The organism is Massilia sp. 9I (genome assembly GCF_902506415.1).
Lineage (GTDB): Bacteria > Pseudomonadota > Gammaproteobacteria > Burkholderiales > Burkholderiaceae_D > Telluria.
The window spans coordinates 1,695,510-1,713,718 of record NZ_LR733275.1 but is presented as its reverse complement, the minus strand read 5'-3'; the positions used below and the strand labels follow the sequence as shown (position 1 = coordinate 1,713,718).

Annotated in this window: 15 protein-coding genes; 6 read left to right on the top strand and 9 right to left on the bottom strand. The window is 67.3% G+C overall.

Going from position 1 to position 18,209, the window contains the following annotated elements; genetic code table 11:
- Both GV068_RS07790 and GV068_RS07785 read left to right on the top strand, forming a co-directional pair.
- The coding region (locus GV068_RS07790) for an IS1595 family transposase (RefSeq protein WP_159696788.1) at positions 1-614 on the top strand (614 nt) is incomplete at its 5' end.
- Between the two features lie 96 nt (positions 615-710).
- The gene (locus GV068_RS07785; protein WP_159696787.1) at positions 711-1,673 is read left to right on the top strand and encodes an IS1595 family transposase; all 963 of its coding nucleotides are present in this window, start codon (positions 711-713) and stop codon (positions 1,671-1,673) included.
- Positions 1,674-1,751: 78 nt separating this feature from the next.
- Here the strand turns inward: GV068_RS07785 and GV068_RS07780 are convergent, their stop codons facing one another.
- The 9 genes from GV068_RS07780 to GV068_RS07740 all read right to left on the bottom strand — a co-directional run bounded on the left by GV068_RS07780 (position 1,752) and on the right by GV068_RS07740 (position 13,968).
- Positions 1,752-1,958 carry a cold-shock protein gene (locus GV068_RS07780; RefSeq protein ID WP_159696786.1) on the bottom strand — a complete coding sequence of 69 codons (207 nt, stop codon included), beginning with the start codon at positions 1,956-1,958 and terminating at the stop codon, positions 1,752-1,754.
- A gap of 201 nt (positions 1,959-2,159) precedes the next feature.
- Positions 2,160-3,572, bottom strand: coding sequence for a hypothetical protein (locus GV068_RS07775; RefSeq protein WP_159696785.1), 1,413 nt, complete (start codon positions 3,570-3,572; stop codon positions 2,160-2,162).
- A 36-nt stretch (positions 3,573-3,608) separates the two neighbouring features.
- Positions 3,609-4,127 carry a hypothetical protein gene (locus tag GV068_RS07770; RefSeq protein WP_159696784.1) on the bottom strand — a complete coding sequence of 173 codons (519 nt, stop codon included), beginning with the start codon at positions 4,125-4,127 and terminating at the stop codon, positions 3,609-3,611.
- Between the two features lie 11 nt (positions 4,128-4,138).
- Positions 4,139-4,822 carry a C39 family peptidase gene (locus GV068_RS07765; RefSeq protein WP_159696783.1) on the bottom strand — a complete coding sequence of 228 codons (684 nt, stop codon included), beginning with the start codon at positions 4,820-4,822 and terminating at the stop codon, positions 4,139-4,141.
- 12 nt (positions 4,823-4,834) lie between these two features.
- Entirely contained in the window at positions 4,835-5,224 is a 390-nt protein-coding gene (locus GV068_RS07760; RefSeq protein ID WP_159696782.1) for a hypothetical protein, read from the bottom strand.
- A gap of 63 nt (positions 5,225-5,287) precedes the next feature.
- A complete protein-coding gene (locus GV068_RS07755; RefSeq protein ID WP_159696781.1) occupies positions 5,288-7,357 on the bottom strand; it encodes a hypothetical protein in 2,070 nt (689 codons plus the stop codon).
- 461 nt (positions 7,358-7,818) lie between these two features.
- Positions 7,819-9,870 carry a hypothetical protein gene (locus GV068_RS07750; protein WP_159696780.1) on the bottom strand — a complete coding sequence of 684 codons (2,052 nt, stop codon included), beginning with the start codon at positions 9,868-9,870 and terminating at the stop codon, positions 7,819-7,821.
- A 328-nt stretch (positions 9,871-10,198) separates the two neighbouring features.
- A complete protein-coding gene (locus GV068_RS07745; protein ID WP_159696779.1) occupies positions 10,199-11,533 on the bottom strand; it encodes a sigma-54 dependent transcriptional regulator in 1,335 nt (444 codons plus the stop codon).
- A 224-nt stretch (positions 11,534-11,757) separates the two neighbouring features.
- Positions 11,758-13,968 carry an ATP-binding protein gene (locus GV068_RS07740; protein ID WP_159696778.1) on the bottom strand — a complete coding sequence of 737 codons (2,211 nt, stop codon included), beginning with the start codon at positions 13,966-13,968 and terminating at the stop codon, positions 11,758-11,760.
- Between the two features lie 147 nt (positions 13,969-14,115).
- Here GV068_RS07740 and ubiE point away from each other — a divergent pair, with 147 nt between their 5' ends.
- The 4 genes from ubiE (at position 14,116) to ubiB (ending at position 18,209) form a co-directional block, all read left to right on the top strand.
- The gene (ubiE, locus tag GV068_RS07735; protein WP_159696777.1) at positions 14,116-14,850 is read left to right on the top strand and encodes a bifunctional demethylmenaquinone methyltransferase/2-methoxy-6-polyprenyl-1,4-benzoquinol methylase UbiE; all 735 of its coding nucleotides are present in this window, start codon (positions 14,116-14,118) and stop codon (positions 14,848-14,850) included.
- Positions 14,851-14,869: 19 nt separating this feature from the next.
- A complete protein-coding gene (locus tag GV068_RS07730) occupies positions 14,870-15,874 on the top strand; it encodes a Tim44 domain-containing protein (protein ID WP_159696776.1) in 1,005 nt (334 codons plus the stop codon).
- 128 nt (positions 15,875-16,002) lie between these two features.
- Positions 16,003-16,620 carry an SCP2 domain-containing protein gene (locus GV068_RS07725; protein WP_229463889.1) on the top strand — a complete coding sequence of 206 codons (618 nt, stop codon included), beginning with the start codon at positions 16,003-16,005 and terminating at the stop codon, positions 16,618-16,620.
- Entirely contained in the window at positions 16,620-18,209 is a 1,590-nt protein-coding gene (ubiB, locus tag GV068_RS07720; protein ID WP_159696774.1) for a ubiquinone biosynthesis regulatory protein kinase UbiB, read from the top strand. Before GV068_RS07725 ends, ubiB begins: the two co-directional genes overlap by 1 nt.

The window sequence follows — 18,209 nt, the reverse complement described above, 5'->3', positions numbered from 1 at the left end:
TCGGCGTGCATCGCAACACCAGCTTTCGCTGGCGCCACCGCTTCCTCGACGGTGTGCGTCATGATCAGCCCGAGCGCCTCGCCGGCATTGCCGAGGCGGATGAGATGTTCCTGCTCGAATCGCAGAAGGGATCGCGCCAACTGGAGCGGCCCGCGCGCAAGCGCGGCGGCGTGGCGCATAGCCGGGGCATCAGCCATCAGCACGACTGCATCCTGGTTGCCCGCGACCGTAGCGGCCTCACTTGCTCCTTCGTCACGGGACGGGCGGAGGTCACCGCCAGACAGTTGCACCGCCACCTGCTGCCCGTCCTCGATCCGGACGTTTTGCTGGTGACTGACGGACACCACGCCTACCGGAGGTTTGCTCGCGAGGCGCGCATCGCGCACGCCTTCGTCAATCTGCATGAGGGCGAACGCGTGCGGGGTGCAGTCCACATCCAAAACGTGAACGCCTATCACCAGCGCTTACGCAGCTGGCTGTCGCGTTTCAATGGCGTGGCGTCACGCTATTTGCCGAACTATCTCGGGTGGCGCTGGGCGCTGGATGGCGAGCGCATCGCTTCGCCAGAAGGGCTGCTTCAGAGGTCAATCGGCATTTTCCACACCCAGCGATGACAGCGCCAAAGGAAAGGCGCTGTCACCACTACGTGTAGAAATTGAACTGTTGAGCTGAGTGGATGTCCAACCTGGGTCAAACGACCAGGAGGGACGATGAAGTCCGAAGGCTTTCGCCGCTTGCTGCGCGACGTCGCTTCGCTCACCAGGCAACAGCGTTCGCAACTGGCCGACGCCCTGCGCCCAGCCGTTAGCCTCGACCAGGTATGCGAGGCGATCGACAGTACGCGCCCGGCTCCCCTGTGCTGTCCCTCTTGCGGCAACAGCCGTCATTATCGTCACGGTATCGTCCGAGGTCTGCAGCGCTACCGCTGCCGCGCCTGCTCTCGCACCTTCAGCGCTCTGAGCGGTACGCCCTTGGCCCGGCTGCGGCATCGTTCCAAGTGGCTGGACTACGGCAAGGAAATGCTCGACTCGCGCAGCGTACGGGCGGCGGCGAAACTGATCGGCGTGCATCGCAACACCAGCTTTCGCTGGCGCCATCGCTTCCTCGACGGTGTGAGGCATGACCAGCCCGAGCGCCTCGCTGGCATTGCCGAAGCTGATGAAATGTTCCTGCTCGAATCGCAGAAGGGATCGCGCCAACTGGAGCGGCCGGCACGCAAGCGCGGCGGCGTGGCGCAACACCGGGGCATCAGCCACCAGCACGACTGCATTCTGGTTGCCCGCGACCGCAGCGGACTCACTTGCTCCTTCGTCACGGGACGGGCGGCGGTCACCGCCAGACAGTTGCACCGCCACCTGCGGCCCGTCCTCGATCCGGATATTTTATTAGTGACGGACGGACACCGCGCCTACCAGACGTTTGCTCGCGAGGCGCGTATTGCACACGCTTTCGTCAATTTGAGTGCAGGCGAGCGCGTGCGGGGTGCGGTCCACATCCAGAACGTGAACGCCTACCACCAGCGCCTGCGGGGCTGGCTGTCGCGCTTCCACGGCGTCGCTTCGCGATACTTGCCGAACTATCTCGGGTGGCGCTGGGCGCTGGATGGCGAGCGCATCGCATCGCCAGAAGGGCTGCTTCAGAGGGCAATCGGCATTTTCCACACCCAGCGATGACAGCGCCAAAAGAAAAGGGCACGTTGCTCACGTGCCCTTCATGTCTGGCTGCCCGCGCGCGGGCAGCTTCAGCTCAAATCAGGCCTGTGCCTGAATGTTCGCTGCCTGCTTGCCCTTCGGGCCTGCAGTGATTTCGAACGATACACGCTGGTTCTCCTGCAGCGACTTGAAGCCCTGCGAATTGATTGCCGAGAAGTGCGCAAAGACGTCTTCGCCACCGCCGTCCGGGGTGATGAAGCCGAAACCTTTTGCATCGTTGAACCACTTTACAGTGCCAGTCGCCATGGTAATTCCCTCTTGAAGTTTATCTATGTTATTGCTTTGTCGTCCGTCAGGAGGCAGTACAACCAGCGGCGGGCCCAACATTGCAAAAATGATTATAGAGACAATTTTTTAAAAAGGAAGCAAGTTTTTCAATCGTGCGCTTGCCTTCTTTTAACATTGTGGCCGCCGGTCTCCGGCAGCAGCCGCAAGGTCCTCACATCGTCAAAAACTGAGGGGCATCCTTACCGTCAGCGACACGTCCGGGGTGTCGCGCGTCACGCCCGCGCCCACCGCCACGGACAGCGAACGCTTGTCGTTGAGGCGGTAGGAAAAGCCGAGCAGCAGGGTGCCGAGCTGGGTACGCACCGAGCCCGGCACCGTGCGGCCATTCTGTTTCATGCGCGCCACGGTACTGTGGTCGTAGCCAAGGCTGAGCGAAGCCTTGTCGTTCAGCGCCAGGCCCATGCCGAAGTTGAAGCCGATGATGCCGCCCGGGGACAATTCACCCAGCGGTTCGCGGATCCCGTTGCGCACGAGGCGCTGCACGTTGCTGCGCTTGAAGTTGTGCAGGTAGCTCAGGTTGCCGAAGAAGACCGCCGGGTCGGACGGGAACAGCCAGGTCAGGCTGCCCTGCAAGGAGTGGAAGCCGGAGCCGGTCGGCAGCGACAGCGGCAGGCCGGTGCCGGTGACGTTCTCGCCGATGCAGCGGGTCTGGCAGTCGGTCACGACTTCGAACGGGTCCTTGCCGGTGGTCGACTTGTAGCGCAGGCCGCCGATGTAATAGGGCTTGTCCGCGCCGCCGTTGTTCAGCTGGTAGCGGCCGGCGATCTCGATGTCGCCCAGGTCCTTGCCACTCGTATCGAACACGCGTTCGACCGCCGTGCCGGTGAAGATCTCGCGGCTGACGGTAGCATCCGAACGGTACACATAGGGTACCTTCACCTCGACTTCCATCCGGTTGTTCAGGCCGGTGCGGCCGGTGATCGAACCGGTGAAGGTATTGCGCTTCACTTCGCGCACGTCGACCAGGCCGATCAGGAGCGCCGGGATCACGGTATAGCCGACCAGGGCCACCCGGTTGCTCGACGAGTAGCCGAACTGCAGGGCCGGTTCGAGGATGTACTTGCCGCGCGGTGTCAGCACGCCCGGGGCTTCGAACAGCGGCGCCACTTCGGGCGGGCGCTGGTCCTTCTGGTTGCGGGTCGCGGTATTTTGCTGGGCCTGCGCCGGCGCGCGCGCGGCCGGCTGGCTGGGCGCCGGGCCCGGGACGACCGGCGCCGGGGTCGAGGGTGGGCGCTGGTTCTGGGCCGGTGCGCCGGCATTCTGGCCGCCGGTGCCGCGCTGTTCGGCCAGCAGGCTGTCGTCGAGGCGCGGCGGCAGGGACAGGTTGTCGGCCAACACCGGCTGGGTGGCGTCGCGCCGTTCTTCGATGCGTTCGATTTTCGCGCGCTGGGCCTGCAGTTCGCGCATCAGCTTGTCGACGAGTTCGCGCTGGGCAGCCAGTTCGGCCTTGAGCGTGGCCAGCTCGGACGTCTTGTCCGGCTCGGCAGCGGATACCTCCTGTGCCTGGGCGACTGGTCCCAGCAGCAACGCCGCCAGGCTGGCGGCGCCGAGGCGCGCGACGTGAGTGCTCATGCGTTTCTCCGACGGGAAATTATTAATATTGCAATACTACAGGCTTCCTGCCGAGCGCACGATTGCGTCCCGAATTGTTGAGTGAAAATTGAGGTCTTTGATCAGGGCCATGCTGTTCACGGTCGAGCTGATCGTGGTCTGGGCCAGGATGGCCTGGTTATCCAGGCTGTTCTGCACAAAGGTCGCGCCTCCGCCCAGGCCGAAGTCCGAGGGCGCGAAATTGCTGCCGCCCACCTGGATCAGGCGCGCAGTGCCCAGCGCTTCGCTCGCGGCCGCCACCTGGGCGGCGGTCATGTTGGCGACGTCCGGAATCGCGACATTGGTGCGCGACAGCACTTCGCCGTTGATCGACACCACCCGCTCGATCCCGAGCGAAATGTTGAGGCCGCCCGGCGTGTCGAAACCACCGCGGGCGCCCTCCAGGATGGCGGTGTCGACCGGCGCCCATTCCTCGGCGTCGATGACGGCGCCCTTGTCCTGGGCCAGTGCCGTGCTGCAGGCGCCGGCCAGCAGCGTGGCTGCGAGGGCACGGCATGCGTGTATGAGCCAGTGCATGGCTGATCCTTTCAAAAATCGCTAGGGCCGAATTTCGGCAGGCTCTGGCTGTATTGCTCGTTGTTGATACCGGTGCCGAGCGGCGCACGGGGGGCGGCGCGCCAGTCGTCGGCGCCGTTGAAGGCCACTGTCTTGCCGGGGTACTTGTGCACCACGAACAGCAGCTTGTTGGCCCATAGCTCCATGAAGCGTTCGCGCGTCACGGCGCGGGCGCCGCTGGACGGATCGCCCAGCAGGATGCGGCCATCCTCGGCGCCCTTGATGACGACGAAGTGGTTGTAGCCGCGGTCGGTGATCAGGACGATGGCCGGCAGCTTGGCGTCGAGCAGCTTGTCCAGCGGCTGCTGGAAGCCGTCGCCGACGAAACCGCGGGTCGCCAGGTAGCGCTTCATGTCGAGCATGGAAAAGCCCTGCTGGCGGATCTTGGCCTGGTCGCCGGTGAGGAACATCTTCTCGAAGACTTCCTTCTCGGTAACCGGGGTGGCGTAGTGGTAGGTCAGCAGGGTGGCCAGCGCAGCCGAGCCGCAGCTGAAGTCGAACTGTTGGCGGGTGGTCGCCCGGAACTTGATCTCTTTGAGAGAAGTGACCGGCACCGTTGCGCGCTGGCCGACTGCCAGCTCGATGGCCGATGCCGGGCACCGGGGTGCCAGCAGCATGCCGCACAGGGCGGCAGAGATGGCGACAAACTGTTTCATAAGGCTTTCATGCTATTGGAGGCGCAGGTTGATGACGGTGGCGTTCTGGATCAGCACGTTCGAGCCGCTGTTCTGGATCACCATCGGCAGACCCTGGGCATTGGCGAACGAGCCCTGGTCGATGACGTTGTTGCCGCTGACGGTGTTGACGGCGGTGTTGTTTCCTACCGTACCGCCCAGCACCGCTTCGGTATGCACGGTATCGTCCTTGCCGCTGGTGCGGCCGAGGCGTTCGCTGGAGGCGGCCTCGCCCCAGCCACTGGTGGCGCCTGCATCAAGCGGCGCGACCTTCACTTCGTTCAGGAAGCTGATCCTGACCGGCAGCTTCTCCGGATCGGCGGCCTGGACCGCCAGCGGGAGCGCGACCAGCGCCGCCATCACGAATCGGTACACAGGTTTCATAAAATTCTCCCTTGGTGCGGAAAACCGCCGCGCGGCCGGGCCGCGCGGCGGGGACTGCCTGGCTTACTGGCCGACGTTCATGTTCGACTGAACGTTGACGCTCTGCTGGATCAGCGACGAGAAGCCGTTGTTCTGGCTGATCACCGAGACGCCTGCAGCTCCCTGGGCGATGTTCGACATGGTGTTCGACATGTCGAAGGCGCCGGTGGTCACCGACTGGGTGCCGCCGTTGCCGCCGGTACCGGCGCCGCCCGCACCGCCGGTGGCTGCGCCGCCGGTGTTGCTGCCGCCTGCGCCGCCGGCGCCCGAGGTATTGCTGCCGCCTGCACCGCCTTCGCCGCCGGCGCCGCCCATGCCTTCGCCCGAGGTGGCCGTGCCGCTGTTCGAGGTGCCGCCGGTGGCTGCGCCGCCCGCTGCGCCTGCGCCGCTGGTGTTCGAAGCCGCGCCGCTGGCCGCACCCGAACCGCCTGCGCCGCCTTCGGCGCCGGCACCGCCGTTACCGCCTGCCGCACCGGCGCCGCCTGCGCCGCCTGCCGCACCGGCGCCACCTGCGCCGCCTGCACCGCCCATGCCGCCGGCGCCGCCTGCCGCTGCTGCGCCGCCGGTGGCGCTGCCTGCCGCGCCTGCGCCTGCGGTCGAGCTGCCTTCTGCGCCAGCGCCGCCGGCCGAGGTGCCGGCCGCACCTGCGCCGCCTGCGCCGCCTGTGCCGCCGGTGCCTTCGCCGCCTGCGCCGCCAGTGCCGGCGCCTGCTGCGCCGCCGGTGCCGGTCAGGGCCGCGCCGTTACCGGCGGTACTGCCCGCGCCAGCGCCGCCTGCCGCGCCTGCGCCGCCGGTCGAGGTGCCGGCCGCGCCTGCGCCGCCCGCGCCGCCTGCCGCACCCGCGCCGCCGGCGCCGGACATCGAGTCACCCGCCGTGTTCGACACGGTGCCGGTGCTCGCTGCGCCCGACGAGGCTTCGCCGCTGTTCGAGGTGGCCGCACCGCCGGTGCCGCCGCCCATCTCGCCCGACATGCCGCTGCTGCCGGCGTTCGCCATGTTGCCGCCGCTGCCGGCGCCACCGCTGGTCGCGGTGCCGCTCGCGCCCTGGCCCGAGCCGGTGGCGCTGCCGCTGGCGCCGCCCATGCCGCCGGAGGAGCCCGCGCCGCCTGCGCCGCCGTTGGCGCCCGAGCCGCCGCCGCTGCCGCCCATGCCGCCGGTCACGGAGCCGTTGCCGCCGCCATTGCCGCCATTCAGGTTGCCGGCGTTGCCGCCCATGCCGCCGCTGGCCATGCCGCCATTGGCGCCGGTACCCGAGCCAGCGTCGCCGCCGCGTGCACCGTTGCCGCCGGTCGAGGTCGAGGTGCCGCCTGCGCCGCCCATCGAGTCGGCGTTGCCGCCACGGCCGCCGGTGGCATCGGCGCTGCCGCCGTTGCCGCCCATGCCGCCGATTGCGCCGGCGCCGCCGGTGTTACCGCCGCCGCCTGCGCCGCCGATGCCGCCGGCCGCGCCGCGGCCGCCGTCGCCGCCGGTGGCGCCGTTGCCGCCCATGCCGCCTGCTGCGCCCGCGCCGCCGGCGCCGGTGCGTGCGTTGCCGGTGTCGCCGCCGGCGCCGCCGATGCCGCCGTTCGAGGCGCCGACGTCGGACGCGCCGCTGGTGGCGTCTCCGCTGCGGCCGGCTGCGCCTGCGCCGCCCATCGCGCCGTTGGCACCGCGTGCCGCGCCGCTGGCGCCGCCGTCACCGCCGCGGGCTGCGCCGCCGGTAGCGTCGCCGCCGGCCGCGCCGTTGCCGGCTGCGCCGTTGGCGTTGCCGCTGTTGGCGGCAGTGTTGCCGATGTTATTGATGTTGTTGCCGGTGACAGTGCCGGTCAGGGTGCTGGTCGCGGTCGCGCTCGAATTGTTGAACGAGCTGTCCACGCTCGAGCTCGAGGTACTGTTGTTGTTGGCAGCGGCAGCCGCCACGTCGGCAGCGTTGGCGTTGCCGGTGCTACGGTTCTGGCCCGAGGAGTTGCGGTTGTCCGAGTTGTTGCTCTGGTCAGTGGTTTGAGTCTGGGTGTTACCGCCGCGGACTTCGCCTGCGGTGTTGCCGTCTTGTGCTTGTGCGTGGGCCATGCCGAATGCCAGTGCGATCGCGGTCGCCAGAAGTGTGCGCTTCATCTGTTACTCCCCTATGTGTCACCGAAAAGTTGATATGCCCGGCGTCCTATGCCACCGGTCCACTCCCCTAGTAGCAGTTTGCGTGCCAGCTTGCGTTTGTTTTGCAAGCCTTTGATTAAATTACGCATTTTTATGTTGAGCAAGCTTGTAGGACTGGATTGATGGGATGATTCAACAAGTTCGCGAAAGCCTGTCTCAATCCTGTGACACTTGACACGGAACCGTCACCAGACTGTATCAAGCTGTAACAGCGCAAGGGCTGACGGGCTCGGCTACCTGGTTTGGCTTGCCACGCATATGTAGGAGAAATTGAAGCCGGAGAGGCGGGGAAATCGGGGAGGGGGAAGGGCAGATAATGCTGGAATTACCGAAGAGCGCACGATGGCCATGCAGCCGGGCGCAGGCGAGCTGGGGATGAAAAGCCGCCGCACGGCTGGCGCCGTGCGGCGGGAACTGCGTGGTTACTGGCCGACGTTCATGTTCGACTGAACGTTGACGCTTTGCTGGACCAGCGAGGTGAAGCCGCCGTTCTGGCTGATCACCGACACGCCGGCAGCGGTCTGGGCAATGCCCGACATGCTGTTCGACATGTTGAAGGCGCCGGTGGTCACGCTCTGGCTGCCGCCATTGCCGCCGGTGCCTTCGCCGCCGTTGCCGCCGGTGGCTGCACCGCCGGTATTGGTGCCGCCCGCGCCGCCCTCGCCCGACGTATTGCTGCCACCTGCGCCGCCGGCCGCGCCGGCGCCGCCGGTCGCTGCGCCCGAGCTGGCCGCGCCGCTGGTGGCGCTGCCGCCGGTCGATTCGCCGCCCGCGCCGCCGTCACCCGCAGCATTCGAGGCAGCGCCGCTGGCCGCACCGCTGCCGCCGGTGCCGCCTGCCGCGCCATTGCCGCCGGTGCCGCCTGCAGCACCTGCACCGCCTGCGCCGCCTCCGGCGCCCGTGCCGCCCGCGCCGCCTGCGGCGCCCGCACCACCGGTACCGCCGGACGCGCCAGCGCCGCCGTTCGCGGTGCCGGTCGCACCTTCGCCGCCGTTCGCGGTGCCTGCTGCGCCGCTGCCGGCAGTGGCGCTGCCTTCTGCGCCCGCGCCGCCCGCTGCGCCGGCGCCGCCGGTGCCGGCCGAACCTGCGCCGCCGCTACCGGCTGCGCCCGCACCGCCGGTGCCCGACAGGGCGCCGCCCGCGCCGCCGCTGCCGCCGGTGCCGGTGCCGCCAGCCGCGCCTGCGCCGCCGGTCGAACCTGCTTCAGCGCCGCTGCCGCCGGTGCCGCCTGCCGCGCCCGCGCCGCCGTCGCCCGAGGTGGACGAACCTGCGTTGTTGGTCGCTGCGCCGCCCGTTGCGCCGCCCGAGGTGGCGCCGCCGCTGTTGGCGTCGGCATTGCCGGCGCTGCCTTCGCCGCCGCCGCTGCCGCCGCCGGTGGCGGTGTTGGCGCCGCTGCCGGCGCTGCCGCTGTTGGTGGTGCTGGTGGCGCCCTGGCCCGAGCCGTTGGCGGCGCCAGTTTCGCCACCGCTGCCGCCGCTGCCGCCCATGCCGCCGGTGCCGCCCGTGGCGCCCGAGCCGCCGCCTGCGCCGCCGGCGCCGCCATTCACGTCGCCATTGCCGCCGCCATTGCCACCGGCCACGCGGCCGGTCGAGCCGCCGGCGCCGCCGGTGCCATCGCCGCCTGCACCGCCGCTGGCTTCGCCGCCTGCGCCGCCAGCCGCGCCGCGGCCGCCCATGGCGTCCGCATTGCCGCCGATACCGCCGGTGGCGGTGCCGTTACCGCCGCGGCCGCCGGTCGCGTCGGCGTTGCCGCCACGGCCACCGTCGCCGCCGGCGGCGCCGTTGCCGCCCAGGTTACCGCCGCCGCCGTCGCCGCCGGTGCCGCCCATGGCGCCGCGGCCGCCTGCGCCGCCCGCCGCGCCACGGCCGCCGTCGCCGCCCATCGCGCCGTCGCCGCCGGCGCCAGTGCGGGCGTTACCGGTGGTGCCGCCCATGCCGCCGTCGCCACCGCGCGAGGCTGCGGCGCGGGCATCGCCGCTGGTCGCTGCGCCGCTGCTGGCGTTGCCGCCGTCGCCGCCAGCCATGCCGTTGGCGCCGCGCGCGGCGCCGCTGTCGCCGCCATTGCTACCGTTGGCGTTGCCGCCAAAGGCGCTGCCGCCCTCCGCGCCGCGGCCGGCGGCGCCGTTCGCGCTGCCGCCATTGTTGGCCATGTTGCCGATGCTGGTGATGGTGTTGTTCGCCGCACGGCCCTCGAGGTTGCTGTTCGAGGCCGCGTTCGAGGTGTTGTAGGAGCCTGTCACCGACGAGGAAGCGTCGCCGTTGTTGTTGGCCGAGGCCGCACCAGCGGCCGTTGCCCTGGCGTCGCCGCTGCTGCGGTTCTGGCCCGAGGAGTTGCGATTGTCCGAATTGTTGCTCTGGTCAGTGGTTTGAGTCTGGTTGTTGCCACGGCGGACGTCGCCGGCCGTGTTGCCATCTTGTGCGTGGGCCATGCCGAAAGCCAGTGCGATCGCGGTCGCCAGAAGTGTGCGCTTCATCTGTTACTCCCCTTTGTGTGTCACTGAAAGTTGATATGCCCGGCCTCCGTCCACCGGTCCATCTACCCCTTTAGCAGTTTGCGTGCCAGCTTGCGAATCATTTGCAAGTCATTGATTTATTGACTGGTTTTTATGCTGAGCAAGTTTGTAGGACTAAATTGATGGGGCAGTTCAATAAGGGTAAGCAAGGCTGTCGCATCGGTGTGACATCGGGAGCACGAATGTCACCAGACTGTATCAAGCTGTAACAAGCGCAAGGGGACAAGGCCTGCAAGCGCCGGCGGCGCTTGCAATGCATGTGTAGGAATAATGGAAGAGCCGGAATGGCTCAGGGAGCGATGGAATGCTTCGCCATCAGGCGATACAGGGTCATGCGCGATACGCCGAGGTCGCGCGCGGCCTGGCTGATGTTGTTGCCGCACTTTGCCAGGCTATTCCAGATCGCAGTGCGCTCTGCGCTGCCGCGGGAATTGTCGAGGCCCTCGCGCAGGATGATGGCGTCGTCCTGCGGCGCCAGCTCGAGGTCTTCCGGCATGATGAGCTTGTTCTCGGCCAGCACCATGGCGCGCCGCATGCGGTTGATCAGTTCGCGGATATTGCCTGGCCAGTCGTGCTGGGCCATCGCGCGCAGGGCCTGCTTGCTGATGCCTTTCAGTTGCGCGCTCTTTTCGTCCGCATACTTGTTGAAGATGATCTCGGTCAGCATCGGCAAGTCGTCCTTGCGCTCGCGCAGCGGCGGCACCCGGATCGGGAACACGCTCAGGCGGTAATACAGGTCTTCGCGGAAGCGCCCGTCGGCTACAGCCTTGGGCAAGTCGACGTGGGTCGCGGCGATCACGCGCGCATCGACCGCCACCGTGCGGGTGCCGCCCACGCGGTAGATCGTGCGTTCCTGCAGGAAGCGCAGCAGGCTGGCCTGCAGGTCGAGCGGCAGGTCGCCGATCTCGTCCAGGAAGATGCTGCCGCCGGATGCCGCTTCGATCAGGCCTGGCTTGTCCTTGGCCGCGCCGGTGAAGGCGCCGCGCTCGTAGCCGAACAGCTCCGAGTGGATCAGCGAGGGTGGAATTGCCGCGCAATTGATGGCGATAAAAGGTCCGCTCGCGCGCGGCGACTGCGCATGGATTTCCTGCGCCGCCAGTTCCTTGCCGCTGCCGCTTTCGCCCGAGATCAGCACCGGCGCGTCGACCGCGGCGATCTTGTCGATGTGGGCACGCAGGCGCCGGATCGCAACCGACTGGCCGTCGATGCGGCGGGCGCCGGTGGCGCGCTTGTGCGGCGGTGTCGACCTCGCCAGCATCGCCATGCCATGCGCGTGGCCGAGCGAGTGGTGCAGGCGCACCGTGTCGACCGGGCGTGTATGGAAATCGGACAGGTGGGTGGCGATGGCCTGGCGCAGCTGCGGCCGGTGCAGCAGGTCGGAATTAAATACGCCGATCCAGCGCACATGATGGTGCTGCTGCAGGAAGCGTTCGGTATCGTCGTGCTCGAGGCTGCCATTGCCGTCGACCAGTAACCCAACGGCATAGTGTTGCTGGGCCAGCACCTTGCGCGCTGCGCCGACGCTGTCCACCGTACACACATCCCAGCCCTGCAACTCTCCGCAGACTGCGCGTGCGCCTGCGCTCCCCTCATTCGTGATGCACAAGAGTCGTTTGACCGACACATTAACCTCGTTGTTATTCGTTTTACCGGTAATGCAGGCCACGTTGTCGGCCGAACTCCCTGATGTTTCGTAAGAAAAACACCGGAAGGGTGTTGCCGGATTTGTCCGACAGCGTATGGGTATATTTAACCAGAACCTCACATCTTTAGGCGCACAAATATTGTAGAGTTGGTAATCTGCATCGGAAAAATTCCTACAGGAATCAAAGGCTTAGCGTATTTACCTCATTTGGGGAATGCGACCGTGCCTGCCAGCAAGCTCACCAGCTTTTCGATCGGGTACGGCTTGGCCAGCACCCGTACACCTGGCAAGGCGGGTTGGTTTTCGGTGTAGCCGGTCGCCAGCACCACTGGGAGGGAAGGGTAGCGCTGGCGCACGATGCCCGCCAGGTCGATGCCGCTGACCGCACCCGGCATGACGATGTCGGAGAACACCACGGCCGGTTGCGCGCCGCGGTCGAGCAGAGCGACCGCATGTTCGCCGTCGTGCGCGACCAGCACCTCGAAGCCGGCTTCTCCGAGCGCGTGCGCGACCGCTTCGCGCACCAGCGGATCGTCCTCGACGAACAGCACCTTGCCGCGGGCGCGCGGCAGCGGCGCCTGGGTCGGCGCGATGGTCGGCTCAGCCGCCGCCTGCGGCGCGCGCGGCAGGTAGATCTCGACCCGGGTGCCCTTGCCGGGCGCGCTCTCGAGCTGCAACAGGCCCTGCGACTGGAGCGCGAAGGCATACGCCTGCGGCAGGCCGAGGCCGGTGCCCTGGCCCTGGCCCTTGGTGGTGTAGAAGGGGTCGAGCGCGCGCGCCAGCACCTCGGGCGTCATGCCGCTGCCGCTGTCGCTCACCGTCAGCAGCACGTAGTCGCCGGCGGGCAGATTGCCGGGCGGCCGGGCCAGGCTCCGGTTGCGCGCCTCGATGCGCAGCACGCCGCCGCCCGGCATGGCGTCGCGTGCATTCACCGCCAGGTTGAGCAGCGCGAGGTCGAACTGCAGCGGCTCCACCGCGACCGACCAGGCCGGCTCGTCGCACTCGATCTGCAGGTCGATGTCGGCGCGCAGGGCGCCGCTCATCAGCTGGCGCGCGCTACGCAGCTGGTGGCAGGCGTCGACCGTCTCGCGGCGCGCTTCCTGGATGCGGCCAAAGGAGCCGAGCTGGCCGGTGAGGGCGGTGGCGCGCTGCACGGTTTTCTTGCAGGTCTGGATCAGGCCGTGGACCTTCTCGTCGCGGTTGGCGAATTCGGCCAGCTGCAGCGCCGTGCTGAAAGTCTGCAGCAGGTTGTTGAATTCGTGCGCGATGCCGCCGGTCAGGCGCCCCAGCGCTTCCAGCTTCTGCGACTTGAGCAGTGCGCCCTGGGCACGCTCGGTCGTGGCGACCGCTTCGGCCACGCGTTGTTCCAACTCGTGCTGGGCATGGCGGATCTGGCGGCCAGCCTCGGCCATGCGTTGGGCGACATTGTCGATCTCGGCCAGGCCCTGCGGCTGGTAATCCGGTTCCTTGCCCTGGCCCAGCGCATCGGCGCTGAGGCCCAGGTATTCGATCGGGCCGATCGCGCGCCGCGCCAGCGAACGGGCGGCCAGTACGCCGACAGCCAGCAGCGCCGCCATCAGGCCGGCCAGCATGGCGGCGGCCTGCAGCGGCACGCGCTGGATCTCGCTTACCGGGATGCTGACCAAAACTTTCCAATCGGCGGAGGGCACCGTGCTGAAGAACGCGCGCACGTCGATGCCGTCCAGCGTGCGGCTTTCGTACACGCCTTCCCTGGAGGCGTTGATCAGATTGCGGCTGTAGGCACGAACCGGCATGCCGACGAACTGTTCCGGCTGGCGCGATCGCGCCAGCACCACGCCCGCGCGGTCGACGATGGTCGTGGTCCACTCGCTGCGGAAGTCCTGGCGCTCGAGCAGCGGCTGCAGGGTGGCCACGTTCACGCCCATCAGCAGGTAATAGCGTGTCGCACCGTCGATCCGGACCGGCACCTGGATCGTGTAGTCGTAGCGTTTCCCGATTGGCGCCATGAACAGGTCGGACACCAGGGTACGGTCGGCGCCGTCGCGCTGCATCAGTGCGCCGATGTTGGACGAGCGCCGCTGCGGCAGCGTCGCGCCGGAGGGTTGGCGGGTATTGACCAGCTGGCGCCCCTCGAGATCGCTGAGCACGATGACCGACTCGCGTCCGGGCGCCACGCGCCGGGCGTACTCGTAGAACTTGTCGAGCCTGCCGTCGTATAGCGTCGGTGAATCGGCCAGGGTCCGCAGAATCGCGGCCCGCCCGCGCAGCTCATTATCGACCAGCATGGCAAAGCCACGCGTGGCTTCGGCGACGCTCTGCGTCTGCGACTTCTGCTCCTCACGATAGACGTAGCTCACTGCCAGCGCCGCCGCGATGAACGATGGCACCAGGATCGAAAGCACCAGGATCAAGAGGCGGGTACGGATGCGCATGAAACTACTGCAGGTCGAATATGGGTAATTTGATGATTATACAAGAGGCAATTGTTTTTCCTGGCAGATTGCAAGCGTGCGCGGGTTGAAAAAGGCCCGCGGATGGGCAGCTTGTATAATGTGGCAACACCCAACCTGCCCGCATATATGACGAATACCACCCACTTCGGCTACAAGACCGTCGCCGAGGACCAGAAGGTCCAGGAAGTCGCCAAGGTCTTCCATTCGGTCGCCTCGAAATACGACGTCATGAACGACCTGATGTCGGCCGGCCTGCACCGTGCCTGGAAGCTGTTCACGATCGCGCAGGCGGGCGTGCGTCCCGGCTTCAAGGTGCTCGACATCGCGGGCGGCACCGGCGACCTGGCCAAGGCCTTCGCGAAGCAGGCCGGCCGCACCGGCGAAGTCTGGCTCACCGACATCAACGAGTCGATGCTGCGCGTGGGCCGGGATAGACTATTGAATAAGGGCCTGGTGACCCCACTTCTCTTGTGCGACGCCGAGAAGCTGCCGTTCCCGGACGATTACTTCGACCGCGTCAGCGTGGCTTTTGGTTTGCGCAACATGACGCACAAGGACCAGGCGCTGGCGGAAATGCGCCGCGTACTGAAGCCCGGCGGCAAGCTGCTGGTGCTGGAGTTCTCGAAAGTCATTGCGCCGCTGCAGAAGCCGTACGACCTGTATTCGTTCTCGGTGCTGCCGTGGCTGGGCCAGAAGATCGCCGGCGACGCAGAAAGCTACCGCTACCTGGCGGAATCGATCCGCATGCACCCGGACCAGGAAACCCTGAAGTCCATGATGCTCGATGCGGGACTGGAGCGGGTCCAGTATCACAACCTGACGGCGGGTGTGGCCGCATTGCACACCGGTATCAAACTCTAGGTTTAATGAGGAAGCTGAAATGAAGAAATTCGTGGCAACGATGGTCCTGGCGATTACCGCGGTCTCGATGATCGCGGAAGCCACTGCGCGCCCGATGGGTGGCAAGCGTTCCTTCGGCCGCCAGTCGCAGGCCGTGCGCCAGATGCCGGCCCCGGCGCCGGCGCCGACACCGGGCTTCCAGCAGCAGCGTGCGCCGAGCGCCGTTCCGGCCACCGCAGGCGCCGCGGGCGCAGCTACCGCGGCGCGCACCACCCAGCGCTCCGGCATGTGGAAGGGCATCCTGGGCGGCGCCCTGCTGGGCCTCGGCCTCGGCGCGCTGCTGTCGCACTTCGGCATCGGCGGCGCGCTGGCCAGTGCGATCTCGGCCATCCTCATGATCGGCCTGCTGGTGCTGGCCGTGCTGTTCGTGGTGCGCATGTTCCGCCGCAAGGACACCCCGGCCAATCCGGCCTTCGGCGGCGGCTACACCAATCCGGTGCCGGCCGGCGCCAGCCCGAACAGCTATGCGGGCAATGGCAGCGTGGCGACCCCGGAAATCGGCTCCGGTCTGCGCCAGCCTGCCGGCTTCCAGAACAGTGGTTTCGGCAGCAGCGGCGTGTCGCTGGGCAAGCCGGGCGCTGACGCTCCCCTCATGCACAACCAGTGGGGCGTGCCGTCGGACTTCGACCAGGAAGCCTTCCTGCGTCACGCCAAGGCCTCCTTCATCCGCATGCAGGCGGCCTGGGACCGTGGCGACACCAACGACTTGCGCGAGTTCACCAGCCCGGAAGTGTTCGCCGAACTCAAGATGCAGATCCAGGAGCGCGGGGGCGCCACCGACTTCACCGACGTGGTGTCGATCGAGGGCCAGCTGCTGGGCATCGAAACCACCGCCACCGATTACCTGGCCAGCGTGCAGTTCAACGGCATGATCCGCAGCGCCCAGAATGCACCGGCAGAGCCCTTTGTGGAAGTGTGGAACATGTCCAAGCCAATCTCGGGCCAGGGCGGCTGGGTGCTGGCCGGTATCCAGCAGGTCGCGTAATTATTTTTAGGATAATTCCCGTGCTGCCGGGTTTGTGCCCGGCAAACTGGTAAGATCGAACCGCCCGATTCAACACCGGGCGGTTTTTTTTCATTAACGTGTTTGCTGCCATGTTCCCGAGTTCCGCCATGCTGACGACGCCCGCCGTCGCCACGATCAATCACTTGCTCGCCCAGGAGCCCTGGGCGCGGGATGCGCTCGTCCGGCATGCCGGCAAGGAAGCCTGCATCGACACCGGCCACCTCGAACTGCGCCTGCGCGTGGCGCGCGACGGCATGATCGAGCCGGGCACGGCCGAGGGCCCGGCGAGCGTGACCATCCGTGTCAAGCTGACCGACCTGCCGCTGATCGCCCAGAACCGCGACCGTGCCTTTTCCTACGTGAAGATCGAGGGCGACGCCGAGTTCGCCAACACCATCTCCTCGCTGTCGAAAGGCCTGCGCTGGGATGCCGAGTACGACCTGGAACGCATCATCGGCCCGCTCGGCGCGCGCCATCTGGTGCAGGGCACGCGCGGCGCCGCCAATGGCGTGCTCGGCGCCGGGCGCCGATTGGCCGAGAACCTGGCCGAGTTCCTGCTGGAAGAGCGGCCGGTCCTGGTACGCCCGAGCACGGTGAACGAATTTGCGGCCGACGTGGTGCGGCTGCGCGACGACGTCGAGCGCACCGCCAAGCGCATCGCCCGACTGGAGCAGCGCCTCGCGCAGAGCGCTGCACCGAACGTGATTCTGAGTCCGGATAACTGATGATATTGAAATTCCTGCGCCTGCTGAAAATCCTGACCGTCGCGACCAAGTACGGTCTCGACGAAATCGCGGTCACCAGCCTGCACGCCCCCCGTACCGCGCGCTTCATGAATACCGTGTTCTTCTGGCGCCGCATCACCTCGCCGCGCGCGATCCGCCTGCGCATGGCGCTGGAAGAGCTGGGGCCGATCTTCATCAAGTTCGGCCAGGTGCTGTCGACCCGGCGCGACCTGATGCCGCAGGATATCGCCGACGAGCTGTCGCTGTTGCAGGACCGCGTGCCGCCTTTCGATTCCGACCTGGCGGTGGCCCAGATCACCGAGGCGCTGGGCGCCCACCCGGACCAATTGTTCGCCAGCTTCGACCGGGTGCCGGTGGCCTCGGCCTCGATCGCCCAGGTCCACTTCGCCACGCTGAAGAACGGATTGGAAGTCGCCGTCAAGGTGCTGCGCCCCGGCATGCGCAAGACCATCGACGAAGACCTGGCGCTGATGGACATGGCCGCCGGCCTGATCGAAAAGGTGTGGGCCGAGAGCCGCCGCCTGAAGCCGCGCGAAGTGGTCGCCGAGTTCGACAAGTACCTGCACGACGAGCTCGACCTGATGCGCGAGGCCGCCAACGCGAGCCAGCTGCGCCGCAATTTCGCCGACTCGAACCTCTTGATGGTGCCCGAGATGTATTGGGACTATTGCTCGAGCAGCGTGATCGTGATGGAACGCATGCGCGGCATCCCGGTGTCGCAGATCGACCGCCTGGCGGCCGAGGGCGTGGACCTGAAAAAACTGTCGAGCGATGGGGTCGAGATTTTCTTCACCCAGGTCTTCCGCGACGGTTTCTTCCACGCCGACATGCACCCTGGGAATATCCTGGTCTCGGTGGAGAAGGAAACCTTCGGCCGCTACATCGCGCTCGACTTCGGCATCGTCGGCACCCTGAACGACTTCGACAAGGACTACCTGTCGCAGAACTTCCTGGCCTTCTTCCGCCGCGATTACAAGCGCGTGGCCGAGGCTCACATCGAATCCGGCTGGGCGCCGCGCGACACCCGCGTCGACGAACTGGAGTCGGCGGTGCGCGCCTGCTGCGAACCGATCTTCGACCGTCCGCTGAAAGACATCTCCTTCGGCCAGATCCTGCTGCGCCTGTTCCAGACGTCGCGCCGCTTCAACGTCGAGGTCCAGCCGCAGCTCGTGCTGCTGCAAAAGACCCTGCTCAACATCGAAGGCCTGGGCCGCCAGCTCGACCCCGAGCTCGATCTGTGGAAAACCGCCAAGCCTTATCTGGAGCGCTGGATGGGCGCGCAGGTGGGCTGGCAGGGCATGGTCGAGCGCCTGCGCGCCGAAGCGCCGCGCTACGCCCACATCTTCCCGCAACTGCCGCGCCTGCTGCACCAGACGCTCGAGCGCCACGCGCACTCAGGCATGGCCACCCACAACGGCCAGCCGCTGGCCCAGGCCGAGCTGCTGGCGATGGTGCTGATGGAACAGCGCCGCACCAACCGCCTGCTGGGGCTGATGACCTTCCTGGGACTGACCACCGGCGCGCTCGGCATGGCGGTGCTGGGCTGGTTCTTCTACACCGGTAATTAA

Coding starts and splice junctions, on each gene's coding strand:
- GV068_RS07750 (WP_159696780.1), bottom strand. CDS start 9,870: ATGAAGCGCACACTTCTGGCGACCGCGATCGCACTGGCTTTCGGCATG.
- GV068_RS07755 (WP_159696781.1), bottom strand. CDS start 7,357: ATGAAGCGCACACTTCTGGCGACCGCGATCGCACTGGCATTCGGCATG.
- GV068_RS07770 (WP_159696784.1), bottom strand. CDS start 4,127: ATGCACTGGCTCATACACGCATGCCGTGCCCTCGCAGCCACGCTGCTG.
- GV068_RS07775 (WP_159696785.1), bottom strand. CDS start 3,572: ATGAGCACTCACGTCGCGCGCCTCGGCGCCGCCAGCCTGGCGGCGTTG.
- GV068_RS07785 (WP_159696787.1), top strand. CDS start 711: ATGAAGTCCGAAGGCTTTCGCCGCTTGCTGCGCGACGTCGCTTCGCTC.
- GV068_RS07765 (WP_159696783.1), bottom strand. CDS start 4,822: ATGAAACAGTTTGTCGCCATCTCTGCCGCCCTGTGCGGCATGCTGCTG.
- GV068_RS07730 (WP_159696776.1), top strand. CDS start 14,870: ATGAAGAAATTCGTGGCAACGATGGTCCTGGCGATTACCGCGGTCTCG.
- GV068_RS07780 (WP_159696786.1), bottom strand. CDS start 1,958: ATGGCGACTGGCACTGTAAAGTGGTTCAACGATGCAAAAGGTTTCGGC.
- GV068_RS07760 (WP_159696782.1), bottom strand. CDS start 5,224: ATGAAACCTGTGTACCGATTCGTGATGGCGGCGCTGGTCGCGCTCCCG.
- GV068_RS07725 (WP_229463889.1), top strand. CDS start 16,003: ATGCTGACGACGCCCGCCGTCGCCACGATCAATCACTTGCTCGCCCAG.
- ubiE (WP_159696777.1), top strand. CDS start 14,116: ATGACGAATACCACCCACTTCGGCTACAAGACCGTCGCCGAGGACCAG.
- ubiB (WP_159696774.1), top strand. CDS start 16,620: ATGATATTGAAATTCCTGCGCCTGCTGAAAATCCTGACCGTCGCGACC.
- GV068_RS07740 (WP_159696778.1), bottom strand. CDS start 13,968: ATGCGCATCCGTACCCGCCTCTTGATCCTGGTGCTTTCGATCCTGGTG.